General features: G+C 58.6%; 22 protein-coding genes. 15 read left to right on the top strand and 7 right to left on the bottom strand.

Annotation, left to right across the window (positions count from 1 at the left end; translation table 11 throughout):
* Nucleotides 1–106: 106 nt before the first annotated feature.
* Nucleotides 107–913: an exodeoxyribonuclease III gene (xthA, locus tag CWM53_RS02830; RefSeq protein ID WP_100729931.1), complete on the bottom strand. Its 807-nt coding sequence runs from the start codon at nucleotides 911–913 to the stop codon at nucleotides 107–109.
* A 438-nt stretch (nucleotides 914–1,351) separates the two neighbouring features.
* Between xthA and CWM53_RS02825 the strand changes: the two genes are divergently transcribed.
* From CWM53_RS02825 to spy, 6 genes are all read left to right on the top strand, one after another.
* A complete protein-coding gene (locus CWM53_RS02825) occupies nucleotides 1,352–2,572 on the top strand; it encodes an aspartate aminotransferase family protein (protein WP_008807740.1) in 1,221 nt (406 codons plus the stop codon).
* A complete protein-coding gene (gene astA / locus CWM53_RS02820; RefSeq protein ID WP_002901491.1) occupies nucleotides 2,569–3,603 on the top strand; it encodes an arginine N-succinyltransferase in 1,035 nt (344 codons plus the stop codon). The genes CWM53_RS02825 and astA overlap by 4 nt, the downstream gene beginning before the upstream one ends.
* Nucleotides 3,600–5,078: a succinylglutamate-semialdehyde dehydrogenase gene (gene astD, locus CWM53_RS02815; RefSeq protein ID WP_100729930.1), complete on the top strand. Its 1,479-nt coding sequence runs from the start codon at nucleotides 3,600–3,602 to the stop codon at nucleotides 5,076–5,078. The genes astA and astD overlap by 4 nt, the downstream gene beginning before the upstream one ends.
* Entirely contained in the window at nucleotides 5,075–6,400 is a 1,326-nt protein-coding gene (gene astB, locus CWM53_RS02810; RefSeq protein WP_074386145.1) for an N-succinylarginine dihydrolase, read from the top strand. The genes astD and astB overlap by 4 nt, the downstream gene beginning before the upstream one ends.
* 9 nt (nucleotides 6,401–6,409) lie before the next feature.
* Nucleotides 6,410–7,375 (top strand): succinylglutamate desuccinylase, encoded by a 966-nt coding sequence (gene astE / locus CWM53_RS02805; protein WP_074386144.1) that lies wholly within the window; start codon nucleotides 6,410–6,412, stop codon nucleotides 7,373–7,375.
* A gap of 344 nt (nucleotides 7,376–7,719) precedes the next feature.
* Entirely contained in the window at nucleotides 7,720–8,205 is a 486-nt protein-coding gene (gene spy / locus CWM53_RS02800) for an ATP-independent periplasmic protein-refolding chaperone Spy (protein WP_072096650.1), read from the top strand.
* Nucleotides 8,206–8,293: 88 nt separating this feature from the next.
* Here spy and cho read toward each other — a convergent pair whose 3' ends face one another.
* Together cho and nadE are read right to left on the bottom strand one after the other, a co-directional pair.
* A complete protein-coding gene (gene cho, locus CWM53_RS02795; protein WP_074386143.1) occupies nucleotides 8,294–9,157 on the bottom strand; it encodes an excinuclease Cho in 864 nt (287 codons plus the stop codon).
* 98 nt (nucleotides 9,158–9,255) lie between these two features.
* Nucleotides 9,256–10,083: an ammonia-dependent NAD(+) synthetase gene (gene nadE / locus CWM53_RS02790; RefSeq protein ID WP_008807746.1), complete on the bottom strand. Its 828-nt coding sequence runs from the start codon at nucleotides 10,081–10,083 to the stop codon at nucleotides 9,256–9,258.
* Between the two features lie 282 nt (nucleotides 10,084–10,365).
* On the opposite strand from nadE, the gene osmE reads away from it, so the two are divergent.
* The 8 genes from osmE (at nucleotide 10,366) to chbG (ending at nucleotide 16,290) form a co-directional block, all read left to right on the top strand.
* Nucleotides 10,366–10,704 (top strand): osmotically-inducible lipoprotein OsmE, encoded by a 339-nt coding sequence (gene osmE / locus CWM53_RS02785; RefSeq protein ID WP_008807747.1) that lies wholly within the window; start codon nucleotides 10,366–10,368, stop codon nucleotides 10,702–10,704.
* A gap of 278 nt (nucleotides 10,705–10,982) precedes the next feature.
* Complete coding sequence (gene chbB, locus CWM53_RS02780) at nucleotides 10,983–11,303, top strand: PTS N,N'-diacetylchitobiose transporter subunit IIB (protein ID WP_002901547.1); 321 nt, start codon at nucleotides 10,983–10,985, stop codon at nucleotides 11,301–11,303.
* A gap of 19 nt (nucleotides 11,304–11,322) precedes the next feature.
* Entirely contained in the window at nucleotides 11,323–11,439 is a 117-nt protein-coding gene (locus CWM53_RS30755; protein ID WP_032425961.1) for a hypothetical protein, read from the top strand.
* Between the two features lie 11 nt (nucleotides 11,440–11,450).
* On the top strand, nucleotides 11,451–12,809 hold the full coding sequence (gene chbC, locus CWM53_RS02775) for a PTS N,N'-diacetylchitobiose transporter subunit IIC (protein ID WP_008807749.1): 1,359 nt from the start codon (nucleotides 11,451–11,453) through the stop codon (nucleotides 12,807–12,809).
* Between the two features lie 53 nt (nucleotides 12,810–12,862).
* On the top strand, nucleotides 12,863–13,210 hold the full coding sequence (gene chbA / locus CWM53_RS02770) for a PTS N,N'-diacetylchitobiose transporter subunit IIA (protein ID WP_004179419.1): 348 nt from the start codon (nucleotides 12,863–12,865) through the stop codon (nucleotides 13,208–13,210).
* 27 nt (nucleotides 13,211–13,237) lie between these two features.
* A complete protein-coding gene (gene chbR, locus CWM53_RS02765) occupies nucleotides 13,238–14,062 on the top strand; it encodes a transcriptional regulator ChbR (RefSeq protein WP_061154926.1) in 825 nt (274 codons plus the stop codon).
* 110 nt (nucleotides 14,063–14,172) lie between these two features.
* Nucleotides 14,173–15,519 (top strand): 6-phospho-beta-glucosidase, encoded by a 1,347-nt coding sequence (locus CWM53_RS02760; RefSeq protein ID WP_008807751.1) that lies wholly within the window; start codon nucleotides 14,173–14,175, stop codon nucleotides 15,517–15,519.
* 12 nt (nucleotides 15,520–15,531) lie between these two features.
* Nucleotides 15,532–16,290: a chitin disaccharide deacetylase gene (gene chbG / locus CWM53_RS02755; RefSeq protein ID WP_074386142.1), complete on the top strand. Its 759-nt coding sequence runs from the start codon at nucleotides 15,532–15,534 to the stop codon at nucleotides 16,288–16,290.
* A 57-nt stretch (nucleotides 16,291–16,347) separates the two neighbouring features.
* Here chbG and katE read toward each other — a convergent pair whose 3' ends face one another.
* Entirely contained in the window at nucleotides 16,348–18,606 is a 2,259-nt protein-coding gene (gene katE, locus CWM53_RS02750; RefSeq protein WP_100729929.1) for a catalase HPII, read from the bottom strand.
* Between the two features lie 190 nt (nucleotides 18,607–18,796).
* Here katE and cedA point away from each other — a divergent pair, with 190 nt between their 5' ends.
* The gene (gene cedA / locus CWM53_RS02745) at nucleotides 18,797–19,051 is read left to right on the top strand and encodes a cell division activator CedA (RefSeq protein WP_071839162.1); all 255 of its coding nucleotides are present in this window, start codon (nucleotides 18,797–18,799) and stop codon (nucleotides 19,049–19,051) included.
* Nucleotides 19,052–19,110: 59 nt separating this feature from the next.
* Here the strand turns inward: cedA and CWM53_RS02740 are convergent, their stop codons facing one another.
* From CWM53_RS02740 to kduD, 3 genes are all read right to left on the bottom strand, one after another.
* The gene (locus tag CWM53_RS02740; protein WP_100729928.1) at nucleotides 19,111–20,502 is read right to left on the bottom strand and encodes an L-cystine transporter; all 1,392 of its coding nucleotides are present in this window, start codon (nucleotides 20,500–20,502) and stop codon (nucleotides 19,111–19,113) included.
* Between the two features lie 135 nt (nucleotides 20,503–20,637).
* Nucleotides 20,638–21,228 (bottom strand): metal-dependent hydrolase, encoded by a 591-nt coding sequence (locus CWM53_RS02735; RefSeq protein ID WP_002901611.1) that lies wholly within the window; start codon nucleotides 21,226–21,228, stop codon nucleotides 20,638–20,640.
* Between the two features lie 91 nt (nucleotides 21,229–21,319).
* Nucleotides 21,320–22,081, bottom strand: a complete 762-nt coding sequence (kduD, locus tag CWM53_RS02730; protein WP_100729927.1) for a 2-dehydro-3-deoxy-D-gluconate 5-dehydrogenase KduD — start codon at nucleotides 22,079–22,081, stop codon at nucleotides 21,320–21,322.
* Between the last annotated feature and the right edge of the window lie 50 nt (nucleotides 22,082–22,131).

The following is a 22,131-nucleotide window of genomic DNA, read 5'->3' as shown; positions in this document are numbered from 1 at the left end:
ACAGTATCCTGTTCAGACGACGGTCACAATGGTTTACCGTCGCTTTGTTGATTTTGCTCAGGAAATTCTGCCCCCCGCACAGCGGGAGGCGAGAGAAAGGCGTGAATTATGACCGGAAGGTGGCCCACACCGGCGCGTGGTCGGACGGTTTTTCCATCCCACGGATCTCATAATCGATCCCGGTCTCCACGCAGTGCTGCGCCAGAGGCTGGCTGGCCAGCAGCAGGTCGATGCGCAGCCCGCGGTTATCATCGAAGCCTTTGGAGCGATAATCAAACCACGAGAAGTGCTCCTGATTGTCCGGGTTAGCCTGACGCCAGGTATCCACCAGGCCCCAGCCCAGCAGGCGATCCATCCATTCCCGCTCTTCCGGCAGGAAGGAACATTTGCCGGTGCGCAGCCAGCGTTTGCGGTTCTCTTCACCGATACCGATATCGAGATCGGTGGGACTGATGTTCATATCGCCCATGATCAGCACTGGATTCTCTTTGTTGAGTTCGGTCTCCAGATAGTTCTGCAGATTCTGATAGAACGCCGCTTTGGCCGGGAATTTGGTTTCATGATCGCGGCTCTCACCCTGCGGGAAATAACCGTTAATCACCGTGACGTTGCCGAAAGGCGACGGGATCTCCGCCATGATGATGCGGCGCTGAGCCTCTTCGCCATCGCCGGGAAAGCCGCGGCGGACGGCAATCGGCGTCTCTTTGGTCAGTAGCGCGACGCCATAATGGCCTTTTTGTCCATGATAAAAGACGTTATAGCCGAGTTTGGCGACCTCTTCGAGAGGGAACATATCGTCGTGAACTTTGGTTTCCTGCAGGCCAATCACGTCCGGCTGGTGTTTTTCGACGATGGCGGCCAGTTGGTGTGGGCGGGCGCGCAGGCCGTTGATATTAAAAGAGACGAATTTCATAGTCGCTGCCACTGTGCAAGGTGAATAGTGCATGGATGGTAGCAGAAATTCGCCAGGCTGGCTGCCACCGGATGCGTCATTCTGCCAATCGCTGCGCATGAGCGTGCCGTGGTTGCCCCTTTTACGGGCATGCCGCGCCAAAAAAGGGCAAATAGCTACGATAAATTTCGCAGAGGATCACAATTACAGAATTATATCTTACCGTTGCATAACTTATCTTCTTTAATCACTGTTTATCCCCCTTTATCGGATACTTATTCACTAAATATGCATTTTATGTGAATAGCGTTCGGCTGTAACTCCTTGATTCTGCGTTATCTCAACCGGTTTATGCATTTTTATCGCTGGCTGGCACGAACCGTGCAATCTACATTTACAGCGTAATAACTCATATTTATTAACATTATTGCTACTTTTAATTTACCGGAAGAGGTCGATATGTCTCAGTCAATTACGCGTAACCACTTTGATGAATGGATGATGCCGGTCTACGCGCCAGCGGCGTTTATTCCGGTGCGGGGCGCCGGGTCGCGGCTGTGGGATCAGCAGGGCAAAGAGTATATCGATTTTGCCGGCGGCATCGCCGTGAACGCGCTGGGGCACGCCCATCCGCGTCTGGTGCAAGCCCTGACTGACCAGGCCAGCAAATTCTGGCATACCGGCAACGGCTACACCAATGAGCCGATCCTGCGTCTGGCCAAAATGCTTATCGATGCCACCTTCGCCGACCGGGTCTTCTTCTGTAACTCCGGCGCTGAGGCCAATGAGGCGGCGCTCAAGCTGGCGCGTAAATATGCCCACGATCGCTTTGGCAGTGAGAAAAGCGGCATCGTCGCCTTTCAGAACGCTTTCCACGGGCGGACACTGTTCACCGTCTCGGCGGGCGGTCAGCCGGCCTACTCCCGGGATTTTGCCCCGCTGCCGCCGCAGATCCAGCATGCGGTGTTTAACGATCTCGAGTCGGCAAAGGCCTTAATCAATGACCAAACCTGCGCGGTGATCGTCGAGCCGGTGCAGGGCGAAGGGGGCGTGGTGCCGGCCAGCGGCGAGTTTTTACGCGGCCTGCGCCAGCTTTGCGACCAGCACAACGCCCTGCTGATTTTCGATGAAGTGCAGACCGGGGTCGGGCGCACCGGCGAGCTGTATGCCTATATGCACTACGGCGTGACGCCCGATGTGCTGACCACCGCCAAAGCGCTGGGCGGCGGTTTCCCTATCGGCGCGCTGCTGGCGACAGAGGCCTGCGCCAGCGTGATGACCGTCGGTACCCACGGCACCACCTACGGCGGCAACCCGCTTGCCGGGGCGGTGGCCGGCGAGCTGCTGTCGATCGTCAACACCCCGGAAGTCCTCTCCGGCGTCAGACAGCGCCACCAGTGGTTTTGCGAGCGTCTGCAGGCGATCAACGCCCGCTATGGTCTGTTCAAGGAGATCCGCGGCCTGGGACTGCTGCTCGGCTGCGTACTGAACGACGCCTGGGCCGGGAAGGCGAAAACGCTCAGCAACCTGGCGGCGGAAGAGGGGGTGATGATCCTGATCGCCGGCGCTAATGTGGTGCGTTTTGCGCCGGCGCTGAACGTCAGTGAAGAAGAGGTGAATAGCGGGCTGGATCGCGTCGAGCGGGCCTGCGCGCGTTTCGTGGCAGGAGTCTCATCATGATGGTTATTCGACCGGTGGAGCCGGGCGATTTGCCCGGGCTGCTGAAGCTGGCAGCGGAGACCGGCGGCGGGCTGACCTCGCTGCCGGTGGATGAAGCGACCCTCGCGGCGCGGATCGCCCGCTCGCAGCAGACCTGGCGCGGCGAGCTACCGAAAAGCGAGCAGGGCTATGTCTTTGTGCTGGAGGAGAGCGAAAGCGGCGCGGTGGTGGGCATCTGCGCGATCGAGGTGGCGGTGGGGCTCAACGATCCCTGGTATAACTACCGGGTCGGCACCCAGGTCCATGCCTCGAAGGAGCTCAACGTCTATCAGGCGTTGCCGACGCTGTTTCTCAGCAACGACCATACCGGCAGCAGTGAGCTGTGTACCCTGTTCCTCGACCCGCAGTGGCGCAAAGAGGGCAATGGCTATCTGCTGTCGAAATCGCGCTTCTTATTTATGGCCGCCTTTCGCGAGCGCTTCAATGAGAAGGTGGTCGCCGAGATGCGCGGGGTGATTGACGAGCAGGGCTACTCGCCGTTCTGGGAGAGCCTGGGCAAACGCTTTTTCGCCATGGAGTTTTCCCGCGCCGACTACCTGTGCGGCACCGGACAGAAGGCTTTCATTGCCGCCCTGATGCCCAAGCATCCGCTGTATATCGATTTCCTTTCCCCTGAGGCGCAGGCGGTGATCGGCAAGGTTCATCCGCAGACCGCCCCGGCCCGGACGGTGCTGGAGAAAGAGGGGTTCCGCTACCTGAACTACATCGATATTTTCGACGGCGGCCCGACTCTGGAGTGCGACATCGACCGGGTGCGGGCGATCCGCAAAAGCCGTCTGGTGACCACCGAGGCCGGTGAAACCCCACCCGGTGACTGGCCGCTGTGCCTGGTGGCGAATGAACAGTATCACCAGTTCCGCGCTCTGCTGGTGCATGCCGACCCGGATGGCGACACCCTGACCCTCAGCGCCCGCGAACTGGATATGCTGAAGTGTCATGCCGGCGACCAGGTGCGCATGGTGCGCCTGATCCCTGAGGAGAAAACCGCATGAGTCTGTGGATTAATGGCGAGTGGCGGCCCGGTCGTGGGCCAGGTTTCAGTAAACAGGATCCGGTTAACCTGAAGGTTGTGTGGCAGGGCGAAGCGGCGGATGCCGGGCAGGTTGCTGAGGCGGTGGCGGCTGCCCGCCAGGCGTTCCCGGCCTGGGCGCGGCTGCCGTTTGCCGACCGTCAGGCGATCGTTGAAAAGTTTGCCGCCCTGCTGGAGGCCAGTAAGGCTGAGCTGACGGCGATGATCGGCGCCGAGACCGGAAAGCCGCGCTGGGAGGCGGCCGGGGAAGTGACGGCGATGATCAACAAGGTGGCGATCTCGGTGAAGGCCTACCACGTCCGCACCGGCGAACAGCACAGCGATCTGCCCGACGGCGCCGCCACGCTGCGTCACCGGCCGCACGGCGTGCTGGCGGTGTTTGGCCCCTATAACTTTCCCGGCCATCTGCCTAACGGGCACATCGTGCCGGCGCTGCTGGCGGGCAATACCGTGGTCTTTAAACCCAGCGAACTCACCCCGCGCAGCGGCGAAGCGGTGGTGAAACTATGGGAGCAGGCTGGCCTGCCCGCCGGGGTGCTCAACCTGGTGCAGGGCGGTCGGGAAACCGGCGAGGCGCTCAGCGGTCAGGCGGATATCGACGGGCTGCTGTTTACCGGCAGCTCAACCACCGGCTTTCATCTGCATCGCCAGCTGGCCGGGCAGCCGCAGAAGATCCTCGCGCTGGAGATGGGCGGCAATAATCCGCTGATCGTTGACGATCCGCGGGACGTGGATGCCGCGGTGCATCTGACCATCCAGTCCGCCTTTATTACCGCGGGCCAGCGCTGTACCTGCGCCCGCCGTCTGCTGGTCCGGCGCGGCGAGGCGGGCGATGCCTTCCTCTCCCGGCTGGTGACGGTGAGCCAGCGGCTGATCCCGGCGGCGTGGGACGCCGAGCCGCAGCCGTTCCTCGGCGGGCTTATCTCGGCGCAGGCCGCGCAGAAAGTGCATCAGGCCTGGCTGCAGCGGGTCGCTGCTGGCGCGGCTACACTGCTGGAGCCACGTTTGCTGCAGGCAGGAACGTCGCTGTTGACGCCGGGTATTGTCGACATGAGCGACGTGGCCAATGTCGAAGATGAAGAGGTGTTTGGCCCGCTGCTTGGCGTCTGGCGCTACGACACGTTCGAGGAGGCGATTGCCCTGGCCAACGCCACCCGCTTCGGGCTCTCCTGCGGGTTAATCTCTCCGGAACGGGAGACGTTTGATCGACTGCTGCTCGAAGCGCGGGCGGGGATAGTTAACTGGAACAAACCGCTGACCGGGGCGGCGAGTACCGCGCCGTTCGGCGGCACCGGGGCGTCCGGTAACCATCGTCCGGGGGCCTGGTACGCTGCCGATTATTGTGCCTGGCCGATGGCCAGCCTTGAATCGCCGACCCTGACGCTGCCCACCAGCCTGAACCCGGGGCTCGACTTTCTGGCCGGGGAGGCGTCATGACCGCCCGCGAAGTTAACTTTGACGGTCTGCCCGGGCTGACCCATCACTACGCCGGGCTCTCCTTTGGCAACGAGGCTTCCACCCGGCACCGCCACCGGGTGTCGAACCCGCAGCTGGCGGCAAAGCAAGGGCTGAAAAAAATGAAAGCCCTCGCCGACGCCGGCTACCCGCAGGCGGTGATCCCGCCGCAGGAGCGACCCAACGTGCCGCTCCTGCGCCAGCTGGGCTTTAGCGGCAGCGATGAGCAGGTGGTAGCCCGGGCGGCGCAGCAGGATCCGGATCTGCTGTCGGCGGTGAGTTCGGCCTCGGCAATGTGGGTGGCGAACGCGGCGACGGTCTGTCCCTCCGCCGATTCGCTGGATGGCCTGGTGCACCTGACGGTGGCGAATCTGCAGGATAAATTCCACCGCGCCAGCGAAGCACCGACCACAGAGGCGCTGTTGCAGGCGATTTTCCCGGACCGCACGCGATTTGCCATCCACCCGGCGCTGCCCGCCTCGGCCTGGTTTGGCGACGAAGGGGCGGCGAACCATAATCGTCTCGGTGGCGAGTATGGCGCCCCCGGCGTCCAGCTCTTTGTCTATGGCCGCAGCCGGGGGAGCGAGGAGGCGCCGTGTCGCTATCCGGCACGGCAAACCCTCGAGGCCAGCCAGGCGGTGGCGCGCCTCAATCAGGTCAATCCCCGTCAGCTGATGTTTGCCCGCCAGCATCCGGCGGCGATCGACACGGGGGTTTTTCATAATGATGTCATCGCGGTGAGCAATCGTCAGGTCCTGTTCTGCCATGAGCAGGCCTTTGCCGACCAGACCGCGCTTCTCCAGCAGCTGGCGCAGCGGGTGCCGGGTTTTACGCCGCTGGTGGTCCCCGCCAGTCGGGTCACGGTGGCAGAGGCGGTTGCCACCTATCTGTTCAACAGCCAGCTGCTGAGCCGGGCGGATGGCAGCATGGCGCTGATCCTGCCCCACGAAGCGCAGGAGCATGCCGGCGTCTGGGAATACCTCAATGCGCTGCTGGCCGGGGACAACCCCATCACCGCGCTACAGGTGTTCGATCTGCGCGAGAGTATGGCCAACGGCGGCGGTCCGGCGTGCCTGCGCCTGCGGGTGGTGTTGACGGCCGAGGAGTATCAGGCGGTCAATCCGCACGTCCTGATGAACGATACGCTGTTCGCCACCCTCAATGACTGGGTGGATCGCTACTATCGCGATCGTCTCACCCAGGCCGACCTCGCCGACCCGCAACTGCTGCGGGAAGGGCGTGACGCGCTGGATCGGTTGACCCAGATCCTACACCTCGGTTCGGTTTATCCATTTCAGCAATAAGGGGGGGCGGTGGAACACTTTCTGGCATTAACCCTGGCGGGGCGTTTGCCCCACCATTTTCACGGCGAGACGGCGCACTTTCGCTGGCACTGGTTGGGAGAGGGGCTCCTCGAGCTGACGCCGCATGCGCGCTGCGAGCGCGGGCTGGTACTCTCCTGCGCCATTCATGGCAACGAAACGGCACCGGTGGAGATAGTCGACCACCTGGTGCAGCGACTGGTCCGGGAGGCACTCCCGCTGCGCTGGCGGTTGCTGGTGATCGTTGGCAACCCACCGGCGCTGCGGGCGAATAAGCGCTATCTGCACAGCGATATGAACCGGATGTTTGGCGAGCGCTGGCGGCAGTTTCCGCTCAGTGAGGAGACGCAGCGGGCGCAGCGGCTGGAGCAGGCGGTGGCCCGCTTCTATCGCGACCACGATGGTCCGCGCTGGCACCTCGATCTGCATACCGCGATCCGCGGGTCGCTACATCCGCGCTTCGGCGTGCTCCCGGCCCGCGATACGCCGTGGGAGGAGGATTTTCTTCACTGGCTGGGCGGCGCCGGGCTGGAGGCGCTGGTGTTTCACCGCCAGCCAGGCGGGACTTTCACCCACTTCAGCTGCGAGCGGTTCGCGGCGCTGGCCTGCACCCTTGAGCTGGGCAAAGCGCTGCCGTTGGGTGAAAACGATCTGACGCAGTTTGCCGCCGCCGAAGGAGCGCTTTCCCGGCTGCTGGTGGGGGATCTGGCCATTGCCGATGCTCCGGCGCCGCTGCGCTACCGGGTGGTACAGCAGATCACTCGCCATAGCGATGATTTCCGCTTGCATATGGGGGATCAGACGCTGAACTTCACCCCCTTCGAACCCGGCACGCTGCTGGCGGAGGAGGGCGAGACGCGGTATGTGGTGGGGCCTGAGCCGGAGTATGTCCTGTTTCCCAATCCGACGGTGGCGAAGGGGCTGCGCGCTGGCCTGATGCTGGAGAAATTATCCTGAGGGCAAGCCGTCCGCCGGGCGGCCTGCTTTATTTCGCGCGTCTTTTTTCGCCATCTTATTTTTTTCGTGCCCCAGTGTCAATTTGCAGATTATTCCTGGTAAAATGCTTTGTTTTTAATCTTCCCTCCTTTATACTCTCCATAATTTCTCTGCAAAACAGTAAGTTATTTATTTTTTATTGCAATTCTTCGTCAGAATTCCTTATTTTCTCCATAATTGGCGAGAAACTGTTTTTTACACTTTCATTGTTTTACTCTTGCTCTGACTAATTGACGATTAACGTCGTAAAGTTAATCTCGTCAACACGGCAACGCGCCGTAAGAATAACGTAAAGTAAGGATTGAATGATGAAGAAACTCACTGCACTGTTTGTTGCCTCTACTCTGGCTCTGGGCGCGGCTAACCTGGCACACGCCGCCGACACCACCACCGCGCCGAGCGATAGCAAGCCGATGATGATGCATCATAAAGGCGGCCCGGGTCAGCATGACATGATGTTTAAAGGCCTGAACCTGACCGATGCGCAGAAACAACAGATCCGCGACATCATGAAGAGCCAGCGTGAGAACATGAAGCGTCCGTCCCTCGACGAACGCCGCGCGATGCACGAGCTGATCGCCAGCGACACCTTCGATAAGGCGAAAGCGGAAGCGCAGATCGATAAGATGGAAGCGCAGCATAAAGCGATGGCGCTGTCTCGCCTGGAAACGCAGAACAAGATCTACAACATTCTGACTCCAGAGCAGAAAAAACAGTTCAATGCTAATTTTGAGAAGCATCTGACAGAACGCAACGCGCCGGCAGGTAAAATGCCTGCACCTGCTGAATAATTTAGCGAACTGAATCAAGACCGCCGGTCTTGCCCAATAATGCCATCAGGCGTTGGGCAGGGCCGGCGGTTTTTTTATTGGTGGTTTCTCAGCCAAGCGGGTGCAGCGGATAGTGACCGCTGAGCAAAGGCTTACAGAGGATCTTGTAACCATCCTGGTCGAATCCGGCGGGCAGACGGGTCAACTCCGCGGCCTGGTCGAGCGAGTCGACGGCCCCCAGCCACAGCCAGTTATGAATGACGTGATACTGCGTCATATCCGGGCCGCGCTCCTCCAGCGCCACTGGCCCCGCCCACGGCCAGCACACCAGCTGCAGTTTACTCATCTGCGCCAGCAGGCGCTCGCTGTGCGCCTCCACGCTCTCCTTTCCACAGCAGGCGCCGGCGCAGCGGCCCAGCGCGGAGCGAAAGCAGGCGCGGCCGCGGCTGAGCGGTTCCAGACCAAGCAGGCCATAACAGAGGCGCTGTTCGTCGGCAAGGCTCTGCAGCATCTGCAGCGCCGCCCGCCGGTTGGCGAACAGGCCATAGAGATGCTGCTGGTGCGAGAAATCAACCTCGCGGGCATAGACAATCTGCGGCCGGTCGTCTGCAAGTAGCCAGGCGCAGAGCTGCTTGTTACGCCGTAGCCGCTTGTTAAACAGCGGCTGCTGCTCTTTAATCAGCCGCGCCTCCAGCAGCAGCGCTCCCAGCTCGCCTGCGGTGCGCTGCCAGGTGATACGCCGCGACTGACGCAGCATCGCGGCCTCTTCGGGCGTGCGCAGGTGGGATAACACGCGGCTGCGGAGGTTGACGCTCTTACCGATATAGAGCGGCATTGTGTCGCTGTCGCCGTGAAACTGATAGACACCCGGCAGCTTTGGCAGTGCCTCCAGCCACGGGCGAAGATGTTCGGGATATTCATAGATCGCCGCCGCTTCAAACTCCAGACGCGGGGCAGATTGCTTTCTGGCCACAATAACTCCTGATACTGTCTATCTATCCAGTATAGCAGGCGGTTTTTGCGGCGAAAAGCGCAAAAAATAACCCCGGCGCGGGCCGGGGCGGGGAGGGACTATTTTTTCCAGAAATCGTCAAAGACGGTGATCGGTGGCCGACGCTTGTGTTCGGTTTTCAGATACCAGCCTTCGATCGTTTTAGCGATACTGGGGTCCAGCGTTTTGCCTTCCAGATAATCGTCGATGTTCTCGTAGGTGACACCCAGCGCCACTTCATCTGGCAGGGAGGGGCGATCGTCTTCCAGGTCGGCGGTCGGCAGCTTCTTATACAGATGTTCCGGGCAGCCGAGATGGGCCAGCAGCTGTTTGCCCTGACGTTTGTTCAGGCGGAAAATTGGGTTGATGTCGGTGCCGCCGTCGCCATATTTGGTGAAGAAGCCGGTAATCGCTTCCGCCGCATGGTCGGTGCCGACCACCACCCCTTTGGTCATTCCGGCGATGCTGTACTGGGCCTTCATCCGCTCACGGGCTTTTTCGTTACCGCGAACAAAGTCGCTCAGTTCGATCCCCGCTTCGCGGAGCGCCTGTTCACTGGCCAGTACCGAGGCTTTGATATTCACCGTCAGCACCCGGTCAGGCTGGATAAAGGCGATGGCGTCCTGGCAGTCCTGCTCATCCGCCTGCACGCCATAGGGCAACCGAACGGCAATAAACTGCAGGCTGCTGTCGCCCGTTTCGGCACGCAGTTCATTAATCGCCATCTGGCACAGTTTCCCCGTCAGGGTGGAGTCCTGGCCGCCGCTGATACCCAGCACCAGCGATTTAATAAACGGGTAGGTCTGCAGGTAGGACTTCAGGAAATCGACACTGCGGCGGATCTCGCCGGCGACATCAATCTGCGGCTTTGCGCCCAGCGCCTGAATAATCTCTTGTTGTAGCGTCATCGCGCCCTCCGAAAGTGAATCTGTTTGGCAAGCTGTTGGCTTAAAGCTACCTCTTTGCCGCTGAAACGACAAGGACCGGGGTTTTGACTGCCGGAAAAGAAGGCAATCAATGACATAGGATTTCATTATAGATGCCACTGCGCGGGAGAAACCGCCGGTCGGCAGCGGCGCGTCAATCCTGTTTACGCAATAACACAATCAGACATGATTTCGCTGTTCGGCTTGAAAAATAACACTATTTATTCCAGGCTTATCGTTACACAGTAGAAAAGAGGAACCAAAATGAACAAAAGCTTAGCAGGAATACTGGGCGTCACCGTCGCGTTAACCTTACTGGCGGGCTGTACCGCTTACGATCGTACCAAAGACCAGTTTACCCAGCCGGTGGTGAAAGATGTGAAGAAAGGGATGTCGCGTCAGCAGGTGATGCAGATCGCTGGCAAACCTTCAACGGAAGTGACCATGGTTCATGCCCGCGGCACCTGCCAGACCTACATCCTCGGTCAACGGGATGGTAAAGTAGAGACCTACTTTGTGGCCCTCGACGACACCGGCCATGTGATTAACTCCGGCTACCAGACCTGCGCCGAGTATGATACTGACCCGCGCAACGCCAAGTAAGCTTCCTACTGTTTACTGAGCCCTACGTAAGCCCGACCACTGGTCGGGCTTTTTTGCGAGTACTGATGCTTATTTAATTGCGCGAATTATTTGGGTGAAAATGTGAGGGTAGTCAAAACCAGAGGTCAATGAGAGACAATTCTGTTCAACAGCGAATTATCCTGGCGGCTCAGCTTGCCGTATACTCAACCCATAAACAGAATTAACCGGATGTTACCAGTCTTACCGGCTCTCAGCGGTTACTGAAGGCCCTGGTCTCACACATTGAGGAAGCGTTCATGGAAAAGAAACACATTTATCTCTTCTGCTCGGCAGGCATGTCTACATCACTGCTGGTCTCCAAAATGCGGGCGCAGGCGGAAAAATACGAAGTCCCGGTCATTATTGAAGCTTATCCTGAAACCCTCGCGGGTGAAAAGGGACCGGAAGCCGACGTGGTATTATTAGGGCCACAAATTGCGTATATGTTACCGGAAATTCAGCGCCTGCTGCCGAATAAACCGGTAGAAGTCATCGATTCTCTTCTGTATGGCAAGGTGGATGGTTTAGGTGTATTGAAAGCCGCCGTCGCGGCCATTAAGAAAGCTGCAGCACAATAATTTTAACTTTTAAAACTCGATGTATTTTGACGCCTGGCGGCACTCTGTTGCCGGACGTCAAAAAATAAAGAGTTTATTTTCCCGTCAAAGAGTAATTTCATACATCATCGCCGTAATAGTTTATTGCGGCTTTTAAGGGTATTGACTATGAGTAAAGTGATCGACTCGCTTGAAAAGGTACTCCTTCCTTTTGCAGTGAAAATAGGAAAGCAGCCGCATATTAATGCGATTAAAAACGGATTTATTAAGTTAATGCCGTTGACCCTCGCCGGGGCCATGTTTGTATTAATTAACAACGTATTTCTGAGCTTCGGCGAAGGCTCTTTCTTTTATTCTATGGGCATTCGGCTTGATGCCTCCACCATTGAAACCTTAAACGGCTTTAAGGCTATCGGCGGGAACGTCTATAACGGTACCCTCGGCATTATGTCGCTGATGGCGCCGTTCTTTATCGGCTCCGCGCTGGCAGAAGAACGCAAAGTCGACCCGATGGCCGCGGGCCTGCTGGCGGTGGCGGCCTTCATGACCGTGACCCCGTATAGTGTGGGTGAAGCCTATGCGGTGGGCGCCAACTGGCTGGGCGGGCAGAACATCATCTCCGGGATGATTATCGGTCTGGTCGTCGCGGAACTGTTCACCTTCGTGATCCGTCGTAACTGGGTGATCAGACTGCCGGACAGCGTGCCAGGGTCAGTATCGCGCTCTTTCTCCGCGCTGATCCCGGGCTTTTTAATCCTCTCCATCTTCGGCATTATCTCGTGGGCCCTGTCGAGCTACGGCAGCAACTTCCACCAGATCATCATGGACTCTATCTCCACGCCGCTGGCGGCGATGGGCAGCGTAGTCGGCTGGGCATACGTAATCTTTAACTCCCTGCTGTGGTTCTTCGGCGTGCACGGTTCCCTGGCGCTGACGGCGCTGGATAACGGCATCATGACCCCGTGGGCGCTGGAAAACATCGCGCTGTATAACCAGTACGGCTCTGTTGATGCGGCTATCGAAGCAGGCAAACAGTTCCACTTCTGGGCCAAGCCGATGCTCGACTCCTACATCCTGCTGGGTGGCTCCGGGGCAACGTTGGGTCTGATTATCGCCATCTTTATCGCTTCCCGCCGCGCTGACCATCGTCAGGTTGCGAAGCTGGCGTTGCCGTCAGGCATCTTCCAGATTAACGAACCGATTCTGTTTGGTCTGCCGATCATCATGAACCCGGTGATGTTTATCCCCTTCGTGCTGGTCCAGCCGATTCTGGCAGCCATTACGCTGGCGGCTTATAGCCTGGGGATTATCCCTCCGGTGACCAACCTGGCGCCGTGGACCATGCCGACCGGTCTGGGAGCGTTCTTTAACAGTAACGGCAGCGTGGCCGCCCTGCTGGTGGCTCTGTTCAACCTTGGCGTCGCGACTCTGGTCTACCTGCCGTTTGTGGTGCTGTCGAATAAAGCGCAGACCGTCATCGAGCAGGAAGAGAGCGAAGAAGACATCGCTAACGCACTGAAATTCTGATACCGCGCGGTACGGGCAATGTCCCGTACCGCCTGATAAATGAGGGAAATATTATGTTTGATCTGGACAACATCGACGCGGTAGAAACCCCGGAAAATGACCTCGAAGAGGTGGTGATGGGGTTGATTATCAACTCCGGACAGGCCCGCAGCCTGGCCTATGCCGCCCTGAAGCAGGCGAAGCAGGGCGATTTTGCCGCGGCGAAAGCGATGATGGAGCAGTCGCGTCAGGCGCTGAGCGAGGCGCATCGTGTGCAGACCCAGCTTATCGAAAGCGACGAGGGCGAAGGCAAAATGAAGGTCAGCCTGGTGCTGGTCCATGCTCAGGACCATCTGATGACCTCGATGCTGGCCCGCGAGCTGGTCGCCGAATTGATTGAGCTGCACGAGAAGGTACAATAGGCCATCGCGACGATGAGGCAGCCCAGGATGATGACCACCGAGATCAGTACCGCCAGAGAACAACAGCTGTTCAACGGGAAGAACTTTCATGTGGTCATCTATAACAAAACGGAAAGCGTGAGCGGGCTTCACCAGCATGATTACTACGAATTTACCGTGGTATTAACCGGGCGCTATTACCAGGAGATCAATGGCAAACGGGTGCTGCTGGAGCGCGGGGATTTCGTCTTTATCCCGATGGGTTCGCACCACCAGAGCTTTTACGAATTTGGGGCGACGCGCATCCTTAACGTCGGCATCAGCAGACGCTTCTTTGAGAAACATTATCTGCCGCTGCTGCCGTTTGGCCTGGTGGCGTCACAGGTTTACGCCGTGCAGAGCGCTTTTCTCGGCTACGTTGAGTCGGTCATCGCCTCACTCAATTTTCGCGAAACGGAATTTGACGAATTTATCGAGCTGGTTTCCTTTTATGTCATTAACCGTTTACGCCACTATCGCGAAGAGCCGGTTGCCGATGTTATTCCGCAATGGTTAAAAAATACCGTTGAGGCTATGCACGATAAACTGAAGTTCGGTGAGGGCGCGCTCGAGAATATGGTTCAGCTTTCGGGGAAAACGCAGGAATATTTAACCCGGGCAACCCAACGCTATTATGGTAAAACGCCGATGCAGATAATTAACGATATCCGTATCAACTTTGCTAAAAAGCAGCTGGAAATTACCAACTATTCGGTGACGGATATTGCGTATGAATCAGGCTACAGTAGCCCGAGCCTGTTTATTAAAACCTTTAAAAAACTGACGTCGTTTACGCCGAGCAGTTATCGCAAACATTTGACCAGTATTAATTAAACCCGCGCGGTTTTAGCCGCCCGGTTTATACCGTAAATCATTCAAGTTAACTGTCCGCATTGTTGCGGAGAGCGGCCTGCGTCCAGGCGTAGCGCCCAAGGGAGAAAAAGATGAGCCAGAAATTAAAAGTAGTCACTATTGGCGGCGGCAGCAGCTATACCCCGGAATTACTGGAAGGCTTTCTGAAACGTTACCATGAACTGCCGGTCACTGAACTGTGGCTGGTGGACGTGGAAGAGGGCCAGGAGAAGCTTGATATTATCCATGCGCTGTGCGAGCGGATGGTGGAAAAAGCCGGCGTGCCGATGAAGGTCTATAAAACGCTGGATCGTCGTGCGGCGCTGCAGGGCGCGGATTTTGTCACCACCCAGCTGCGCGTGGGCCAGCTGAAGGCACGTGAAAAAGATGAGCGTATTCCGCTGAGCCACGGCTACCTGGGCCAGGAGACCAACGGGGCGGGCGGGCTGTTTAAAGGGCTGCGCACCATCCCGGTGATTTTCGATATTGTGAAAGATGTGCAGGAGATTTGCCCGGACGCGTGGATCATCAACTTCACCAACCCGGCGGGCATGGTCACCGAGGCAGTCTATCGCCACACCAGTTTCAAACGCTTTATCGGCGTGTGCAACATTCCTATCGGCATGAAGATGTTCATCACCGACGTGCTGCAGCTGAGCCCGAGCGATGAGCTGAATATCGACTTGTTCGGTCTGAATCATCTGGTGTTCGTCCGCGACGTGCTGGTTAACGGCGTCTCGCGCTTCGATGAACTGCTGGACGGCGTGGCCTCTGGCCGCCTGACCGCGAACTCGGTGAAAAATATCTTCGACCTGCCGTTTAGCGAGGGGCTGATCCGCTCCCTGCGCCTGATCCCGTGCTCCTATCTGCTCTACTACTTTAAGCCAAAAGAGATGCTGGCGATTGAGATGGGCGAGTACTATAAGGGCGGCGCGCGCGCTCAGGTGGTGCAGAAGGTGGAGAAACAGCTGTTTGAGCTGTATAAAAATCCGGATCTCAAGGTCAAGCCGAAGGAGCTGGAGCAGCGCGGCGGCGCCTATTACTCCGATGCCGCTTGCGAAGTGATCAACGCTATCTATAACGACAAGCAGACTGAGCACTATGTGAATATCCCGCATCATGGCCATGTCGATAATATCCCGGCGGACTGGGCGGTCGAGATGAGCTGCACCTTAGGTCGCGACGGCGCGAAGCCGACGCCGCGCATCACCCATTTCGATGAGAAGGTACTGGGGCTTATCTACACCATCAAGGGGTTCGAAGTGGCGGCCAGCCAGGCGGCGATCAGCGGCGAGCTGAATGATGTGCTGCTGGCGCTGAACTTAAGCCCGCTGATCCATTCCGATCGTGACGCCGAGCAGCTGGCGCGGGAGATGATTCTGGCCCATGAAAAATGGCTGCCGAACTTTGCGGCGACTATCGAAAAACTGAAATCTTAACAGGAGCGGCCAATGGAACGCGTATTGATCGTCAATGCCGACGACTTCGGCCTCAGTAAAGGGCAGAACTACGGCATTATCGAGGCCTGCCGCAACGGCGTGGTGACATCGACCACGGCGCTGGTCAACGGCGCGGCCATTGACCACGCCGCCCAGCTGAGCCGCAGTACCCCGGAGCTGGCGGTCGGCATGCACTTTGTGCTGACGTTGGGCGAGCCGCTGTCGGCCATGCTGGGATTAACCCGCGATGGCCGGCTGGGCAAATGGATCTGGCAGCAGGCAGAAGAAGGTAGTCTGCCGCTGGAGGAGATCGCCCACGAGCTGGCGTGTCAGTACCGTCGTTTTGTCGATCTCTTTGGTCATGAGCCGACGCATCTCGACAGCCACCACCATGTGCATATGATCGCCCAAATCTATCCCATCGTGGCGGCCTTTGCCCGCGAGAAGGGTATCGCGTTACGTATTGACCGCCAGGTGGCGGCGCAGAGTGGGCTCGATCAACAGGCGGCGCGCAGCAGCGCAGGCTTCAGCAGCGAGTTTTACGGCGAAGCCGTCTCTGAGGAACTGTTTCTGCAGACGCTGGATGCCTCAATGGCCCGCGAGGAGCGCTCCCTGGAGGTGATGTGTCATCCGGCTTTTGTCGATCAGACCATTATGGGCAGCGCCTACTGCTACCCGCGGCTGGGTGAGCTTGATGTGCTGACGTCAGCCTCGTTGAAAGCGGCGGTGGTTGATCGGGGTTATCGCCTGGGAACCTACCGCGACGTCTAAGCCCGAGGGTGGAAAGGGAAAGTGAATCAAGCCCGGCACCGTGTGCCGGGCTTTTTACTACGCCGGAATAGAGGCGATTTTTGGACTTCTCGACCATACGCGATGCGCCGTCATCAGGGCGAGCAGTGTGTCCGCCGCTGGCGTGTCGAGAGCATCGGTGACGATGACCCCCTCTTCACCCTGGGCTGGGACCTGCAGAACGGACGTCAGCTGTCGCGCATCCCCTGCCAGCAGGATCGGCTTCAGATGCTTATAGGCTTCCAGCAGGTAATAGCGCGCGTCGCCGCTCTGGCTCAGGGCGCTGAGGTCGCCGCCAGGCACCACCACAGCATCCACCGTCAGCGATGGGGAACCGGCGAAGGTGCCGGCGATCGGCACGGGAGATCCGTCGTCGGCGATGACTTCGCCCATCCGCGAGTAGAGCAGCTTGCTGTGCACGCCCTGGGCCTGCAGCGCCTGCAGGAGATGGACCAGATCCTGCGCCGAGGTGCATTCGTTGAGCAGGACGGCCACTACACGGCCTTTCACATCCCCTTCGGCGTCGGCGTAGAGGCTGAGGCTGGGGTCTTTCTCCACGCCATTGACCGGGGAGGGCAGGGTAATGTTGCGCTGATCGTCGCTCAGTTCGATACCTAAGTTCGCCCCGACCGCTTCCGCCAGTTTAGTATCAATATGGGCCAGGTGATCGACCACCCGCTCGCGGATCCAGGTGCGGACCACTTTGCTGAGTTCGAAGCTGAAACCATCGATAATATGCTGCTGCTCAATCGGCGTCTGGCTCAGCCAGAACAGACGCGGCTGGGCGTAATATTCGCCGAACGAAGGGCTGCGCTGGCGGATTTTTTCGCCGTCGACGCGCTCGGCGAGGGACTCAAAGCCGCCGCGTTTGGCCGCTGGCGGCGTCTCGCGCGGCCAGTTGTCGTTAATGGAGTTGGGCTCGTAGTTGGCCGGATTGGTGTCAATGTCCATCCGGTGCATCCCGTCGCGCTGGAAATTGTGATACGGGCAGGTTGGACGGTTGATGGGGATTTCATGGAAGTTCGGCCCACCCAGGCGGCTAATTTGCGTATCGGTGTAAGAGAAGAGGCGCCCCTGCAGCAGCGGATCATTGCTGAAATCAATCCCCGGTACGATATGCCCGGGATGAAAGGCCGCCTGTTCGTTTTCGGCAAAGAAGTTGTCCGGATTGCGGTTGAGGACCATCTTGCCAACCCGTAAGACCGGCACCAGCGCCTCGGGGATCAGCTTGGTGGGATCGAGCAGATCGAAGTCAAAATCAAACTCGTTCTCCTCGGGGATGAGCTGCAGGCCAAGCTCAAATTCCGGGTAGTCCCCGGCTTCGATGGCCTCCCACAGGTCGCGGCGATGAAAATCAGGGTCGCGGCCGGTGAGCTTCTGCGCTTCATCCCACACCAGCGACGCCTTGCCGGCCACCGGTTTCCAGTGGAAGCGAACGAAGGTGGCTTTGCCTTCGGCGTTGATCAGGCGGAAGGTGTGAATACCAAAGCCTTCCATGGTGCGATAGCTGCGCGGGATCCCTCGGTCGGACATCGCCCACATCACATTGTGCAGTGTTTCCGGTTGCAGGGAGACATAATCCCAGAAGGTGTCGTGAGCGCTTTGTCCTTGTGGGATGGCCCAGTGGGGCTCAGGCTTCACGGCGTGGACAAAATCGGGAAATTTCAGCGCGTCCTGGATAAAAAAGACCGGGGTATTGTTGCCGACCAGGTCGAAAATCCCTTCGTCAGTGTAAAACTTGGTGGCGAAACCACGAATATCGCGGACGGTATCCGCCGATCCTGCGCCACCCTGCACGGTGGAAAAGCGCACAAAGACCGGAGTGATCTTATCGGCTGCCGAGAGAAAATCGGCTTTGGTCAACGCCGCCAGGCTTTTGTAAGGCTGAAAGTAACCGTGGGCGGCAGAGCCGCGGGCATGAACGATACGCTCCGGAATACGCTCATGGTCAAAGTGGGTGATTTTCTCCCGCAGAATGAAATCTTCCAGCAGCGTTGGGCCGCGGGCGCCGGCGCGTAGCGAATTCTGATCATCGGCAATACGTACGCCCTGGTTGGTGGTCAGCGGAAAGTCTTCTCCGCCTTTACGCTGCGGCTCAAGGGCGTCAAGTTTGCTGCTGTGGGTTTCCGGTGCTTTCAGGCTGCCGGGGGCGGTCGGTTCGGCGCCTGGGGCGGTGGGTTTCGGCGTGGGTCGCCACTCCTGGTCATCCGGCGCCAGCGAGTCGAGACCCGGTTTCGCTTCCTCGCTGTCGTGGACCGGTGCCTGTTGGTGGTGAGGGTTTGGGTGCTTATCAGACATTACTCGTCTCCTGCTTTCATTGCTAAAAGTGGTCGTTGATAAACCAAAACCCTTCTAACTATAGAACATTACGCTGCCAGCGCCCGGCGCAGGGGCATGGAGTTATCCTAAAATGCGCATCGGCGGCAGGGGGGCGACGAACGGGTCCACAATCGGCTATGATAGAGGTTTCTGTTTCCCGCTCTGTTTAGTGAATCCATTTGTTATGAAATCATTGCGCCAACAAAATCGCCCTGTCATTAGCTACGTGCCGCGCGTGGAGCCTGCGCCCCCGGAACATGCCGTGAAAATGGACCATTTTCGCGATGTCTGGATTTTGCGCGGGAAGTATGTCGCCTTTCTGCTGATGGGGGAGCATTTTCGCCGCTCACCGGCGTTCAGCGTGCCGGAGTCGGCCCAGCGCTGGGCTAACCAGGTGCGTCAGGAAGGTGAGATTGAAGCCTGAATCTGCTGCAGAAATAAAAAAACCGCTGAGCTATCAGCGGTTTTTTTTGTGCTTGCCGTTTAGCGGTGCGCCAGTTCGGCCTCTTCTTCGCTATCGAAAATCGACTTGTCGGTCTGGCGCAGCCACTGGCTGGTCAGGGTCCCGGCGGTCATTGAGCCGTTAACGTTCAGTGCGGTACGCCCCATATCGATCAGCGGTTCGACGGAGATCAGCAGCGCTACCAGGGTCACCGGCAGGCCCATCGCCGGCAGGACGATCAGCGCGGCGAAGGTGGCGCCGCCGCCCACCCCGGCGACGCCCGCCGAGCTGACGGTGACGATGCCCACGAGGGTGGCAATCCACATCGGATCCAGTGGGTTGATGCCCACGGTCGGCGCGACCATGACCGCCAGCATGGCCGGGTAGATACCGGCGCAGCCGTTCTGGCCGATGGTGGCGCCAAAGGAGGCGGAGAAGCTGGCAATTGACTCCGGCACGCCCAGGCGTCGGGTCTGGGCTTCCACGTTCAGCGGAATCGACGCGGCGCTGGAGCGGCTGGTGAAGGCGAAGGTGATCACCGGCCAGACTTTACGGAAGTACTTCAGCGGGCTGACGCCGTTAATCGCCAGCAGCAGGCCGTGGACGACAAACATAATGCCCAGCGCAACGTACGAAGCCACCACGAAGCCACCAAGTTTGATGATGTCCTGCAGATTCGACCCGGCAACCACTTTGGTCATCAGGGCCAGTACGCCGTAAGGAGTCAGCTGCATCACCAGACGAACCAGCTTCATCACCCAGCCCTGCAGGGTATCGATGGCCGTCAGCACGCGCTGGCCTTTTTCCACATCCTCTTTCAGCAGCTTAAGCGCCGCGACGCCGAGGAACGCTGAGAAAATGACGATGCTGATGATGGAGGTCGGGTTAGCCCCGGTCAGGTCAGCAAACGGGTTCTTCGGCACAAAGGAAAGGATCAGCTGCGGTACGCTAAGATCGGCCACTTTCCCCACATAGTTGCTCTGGATGGCGTTCAGACGGGCGGTTTCTGCGCTGCCCTGGACCAGCCCCTCGGCGGTGAGGCCGAACATATTGGTCACCAGCACGCCAACCAGCGCGGCGATAAGCGTGGTGAACAGCAGGGTGCCGATGCTCAGGAAGCTTATTTTACCCAACTGAGAGGCATTATGCAGCCGGGCCACCGCGCTCAGGATCGAGGCGAAGACCAACGGCATCACAATCATTTGCAGCAGCTGGACATAGCCATTACCGACGATATTGAACCACTGGATGGAATCCTTCAGCACTTGGCTGTCAGACCCGTAGATCAGCTGCAGCGCGAGACCAAAGACCACACCAATGGCCAGACCAACCAGCACTTTCCTGGCCAGGCTCCACTGTTTATGGCGAGTTTGCCCCAGCGCAAACAGTAATACGGCGAACACGACTACGTTCGCTATTAATGGAAAGTTCATCCCCGTTCTCCTGATATTTTTATAACCTGGGCTGGTGGATAACCAGCTCTTATGACGGCAAGGTTAGCAGAAGGCGTTATCAAGGACTTATATTCAAATGGAATGGGTTATAACCAAATGGCGTTTTCCGGCGGTTTATCGCCCACTCTGGTGACTAATAAAGCGGTTGAAGGTGATTTGCAGGGAGTTGATCACCCCGGAAGACCAGCGTATCGCGCTGTTGTCCGCCAGCGTCTGCGGCATCCAGACGGCATAGACGAACAACGCCATACACAAGGCGCGTTCGAGCTGGTTACCTTTGCGCGGCGCGAGGATCGGCAACCGGAAGCGCCAGCGGCAGGGCCACAGCAGCGGCACCCCGGCGGGGGTGAGCATATCGGCGAGGATGTGGCTGAGATAGCCCAGCACCAGGCCCTGGAGGGCGTCCGCCGGGACAATCCAGCTGTCAGGCACTTTCAGATAGAACAGCGTCAGCGCGCCAAAGACGGCCAGCAGGCTATGGGTAAAGCCGCGGTGGCCAAAGGCCCGCGCCACGGGCTTTGAGATCCAGCTCAGCCGCTGGCCGAGAAACGACTTAGGGTGATCGATATCCGGCAGCAGGCAGGTCAATACCGCAGAGGGCACAATATGCCACCAGTCGCCCTGCGCCAGCACTGGCGTTAACTCTGCGTTTTTGGCAAATACTGCGCAGGCGATTGAAAAGAAGAGATGGCCTTCCGCCGTCATGATAACACACCCTAAACTGTCGATTCATACAGTATAGGGTTTTTATACAGTGTACGGAAGAGGTGACGGTGTAACTCTTTGTCACAAATTCTCAGCGTGCCAGCCATCCGCCATCGACGGCCAGCGTATAGCCGTTAATATAGTCGGCGGCGGCCGAGGCGAGAAACACCACCGGCCCCTGCAGGTCTTTGGGTTCTCCCCAGCGGCCGGCGGGAATGCGCTCGAGGATCGCCTGGTTACGTTCTTCATCTTCGCGCAGCGCCTGGGTGTTATTGGTGGCCATATATCCTGGCGCAATGGCGTTGACGTTGATGCGCTGGCCGGCCCATTCGTTGGCCAGCAGGCGGGTCAAACCCAGCACGCCGCTTTTCGAGGCGGTGTAGGAGGGGACGCGGATCCCGCCCTGAAACGAGAGCATCGAGGCGATGTTAATGATTTTGCCGCCATCGCCCTGGCGAATGAACTGCCTGGCGACCGCCTGGCTGAGAAAGAAAACCGCTTTGAGATTCAGATCGATCACCGCATCCCAGTCACTTTCCGTGAAGGTCAGGGCATCATGGCGGCGGATAATCCCGGCGTTATTGACCAGAATATCGACCCGACCCATCGCCGCGACCGCCTGGTCGACCAGCGCGCTCATCTCATCCTGAAGGCTGAGATCCGCCTGAATGGCATGAAAGCGGCGACCCAGCGCCTGAACCTGTGCCGCCGTGTCATGGGGAATTTTACGGTTGATGCCGACGATATCGCACCCGGCCTGCGCCAGGCCCAGCGTCATTCCCTGTCCCAGTCCGGTATCGCAACCGGTCACGATGGCGACCTTACCCGTCAGGTCGAAGGCGTTCAGTACCATATTCACCTCTGTCAGCTGATCTTCAGGCGTACGATGACGCCACCTGTGAC

Origin of the sequence: Klebsiella sp. A-Nf5 (assembly GCF_002810545.1) — a bacterium.
In the GTDB taxonomy this organism is placed as follows: Bacteria; Pseudomonadota; Gammaproteobacteria; order Enterobacterales; family Enterobacteriaceae; genus Klebsiella; species Klebsiella variicola.
The sequence above is the reverse complement of the archived record's forward strand: the minus strand, read 5'-3'. Positions and strand labels throughout refer to the sequence as shown.

Coding starts and splice junctions, on each gene's coding strand:
- xthA (WP_100729931.1), bottom strand. CDS start 913: ATGAAATTCGTCTCTTTTAATATCAACGGCCTGCGCGCCCGCCCACAC.
- CWM53_RS02825 (WP_008807740.1), top strand. CDS start 1,352: ATGTCTCAGTCAATTACGCGTAACCACTTTGATGAATGGATGATGCCG.
- astA (WP_002901491.1), top strand. CDS start 2,569: ATGATGGTTATTCGACCGGTGGAGCCGGGCGATTTGCCCGGGCTGCTG.
- astD (WP_100729930.1), top strand. CDS start 3,600: ATGAGTCTGTGGATTAATGGCGAGTGGCGGCCCGGTCGTGGGCCAGGT.
- astB (WP_074386145.1), top strand. CDS start 5,075: ATGACCGCCCGCGAAGTTAACTTTGACGGTCTGCCCGGGCTGACCCAT.
- spy (WP_072096650.1), top strand. CDS start 7,720: ATGATGAAGAAACTCACTGCACTGTTTGTTGCCTCTACTCTGGCTCTG.
- nadE (WP_008807746.1), bottom strand. CDS start 10,083: ATGACGCTACAACAAGAGATTATTCAGGCGCTGGGCGCAAAGCCGCAG.
- osmE (WP_008807747.1), top strand. CDS start 10,366: ATGAACAAAAGCTTAGCAGGAATACTGGGCGTCACCGTCGCGTTAACC.
- chbB (WP_002901547.1), top strand. CDS start 10,983: ATGGAAAAGAAACACATTTATCTCTTCTGCTCGGCAGGCATGTCTACA.
- CWM53_RS30755 (WP_032425961.1), top strand. CDS start 11,323: ATGTATTTTGACGCCTGGCGGCACTCTGTTGCCGGACGTCAAAAAATA.
- chbC (WP_008807749.1), top strand. CDS start 11,451: ATGAGTAAAGTGATCGACTCGCTTGAAAAGGTACTCCTTCCTTTTGCA.
- chbA (WP_004179419.1), top strand. CDS start 12,863: ATGTTTGATCTGGACAACATCGACGCGGTAGAAACCCCGGAAAATGAC.
- chbR (WP_061154926.1), top strand. CDS start 13,238: ATGATGACCACCGAGATCAGTACCGCCAGAGAACAACAGCTGTTCAAC.
- CWM53_RS02760 (WP_008807751.1), top strand. CDS start 14,173: ATGAGCCAGAAATTAAAAGTAGTCACTATTGGCGGCGGCAGCAGCTAT.
- chbG (WP_074386142.1), top strand. CDS start 15,532: ATGGAACGCGTATTGATCGTCAATGCCGACGACTTCGGCCTCAGTAAA.
- katE (WP_100729929.1), bottom strand. CDS start 18,606: ATGTCTGATAAGCACCCAAACCCTCACCACCAACAGGCACCGGTCCAC.
- CWM53_RS02740 (WP_100729928.1), bottom strand. CDS start 20,502: ATGAACTTTCCATTAATAGCGAACGTAGTCGTGTTCGCCGTATTACTG.
- CWM53_RS02735 (WP_002901611.1), bottom strand. CDS start 21,228: ATGACGGCGGAAGGCCATCTCTTCTTTTCAATCGCCTGCGCAGTATTT.
- kduD (WP_100729927.1), bottom strand. CDS start 22,081: ATGGTACTGAACGCCTTCGACCTGACGGGTAAGGTCGCCATCGTGACC.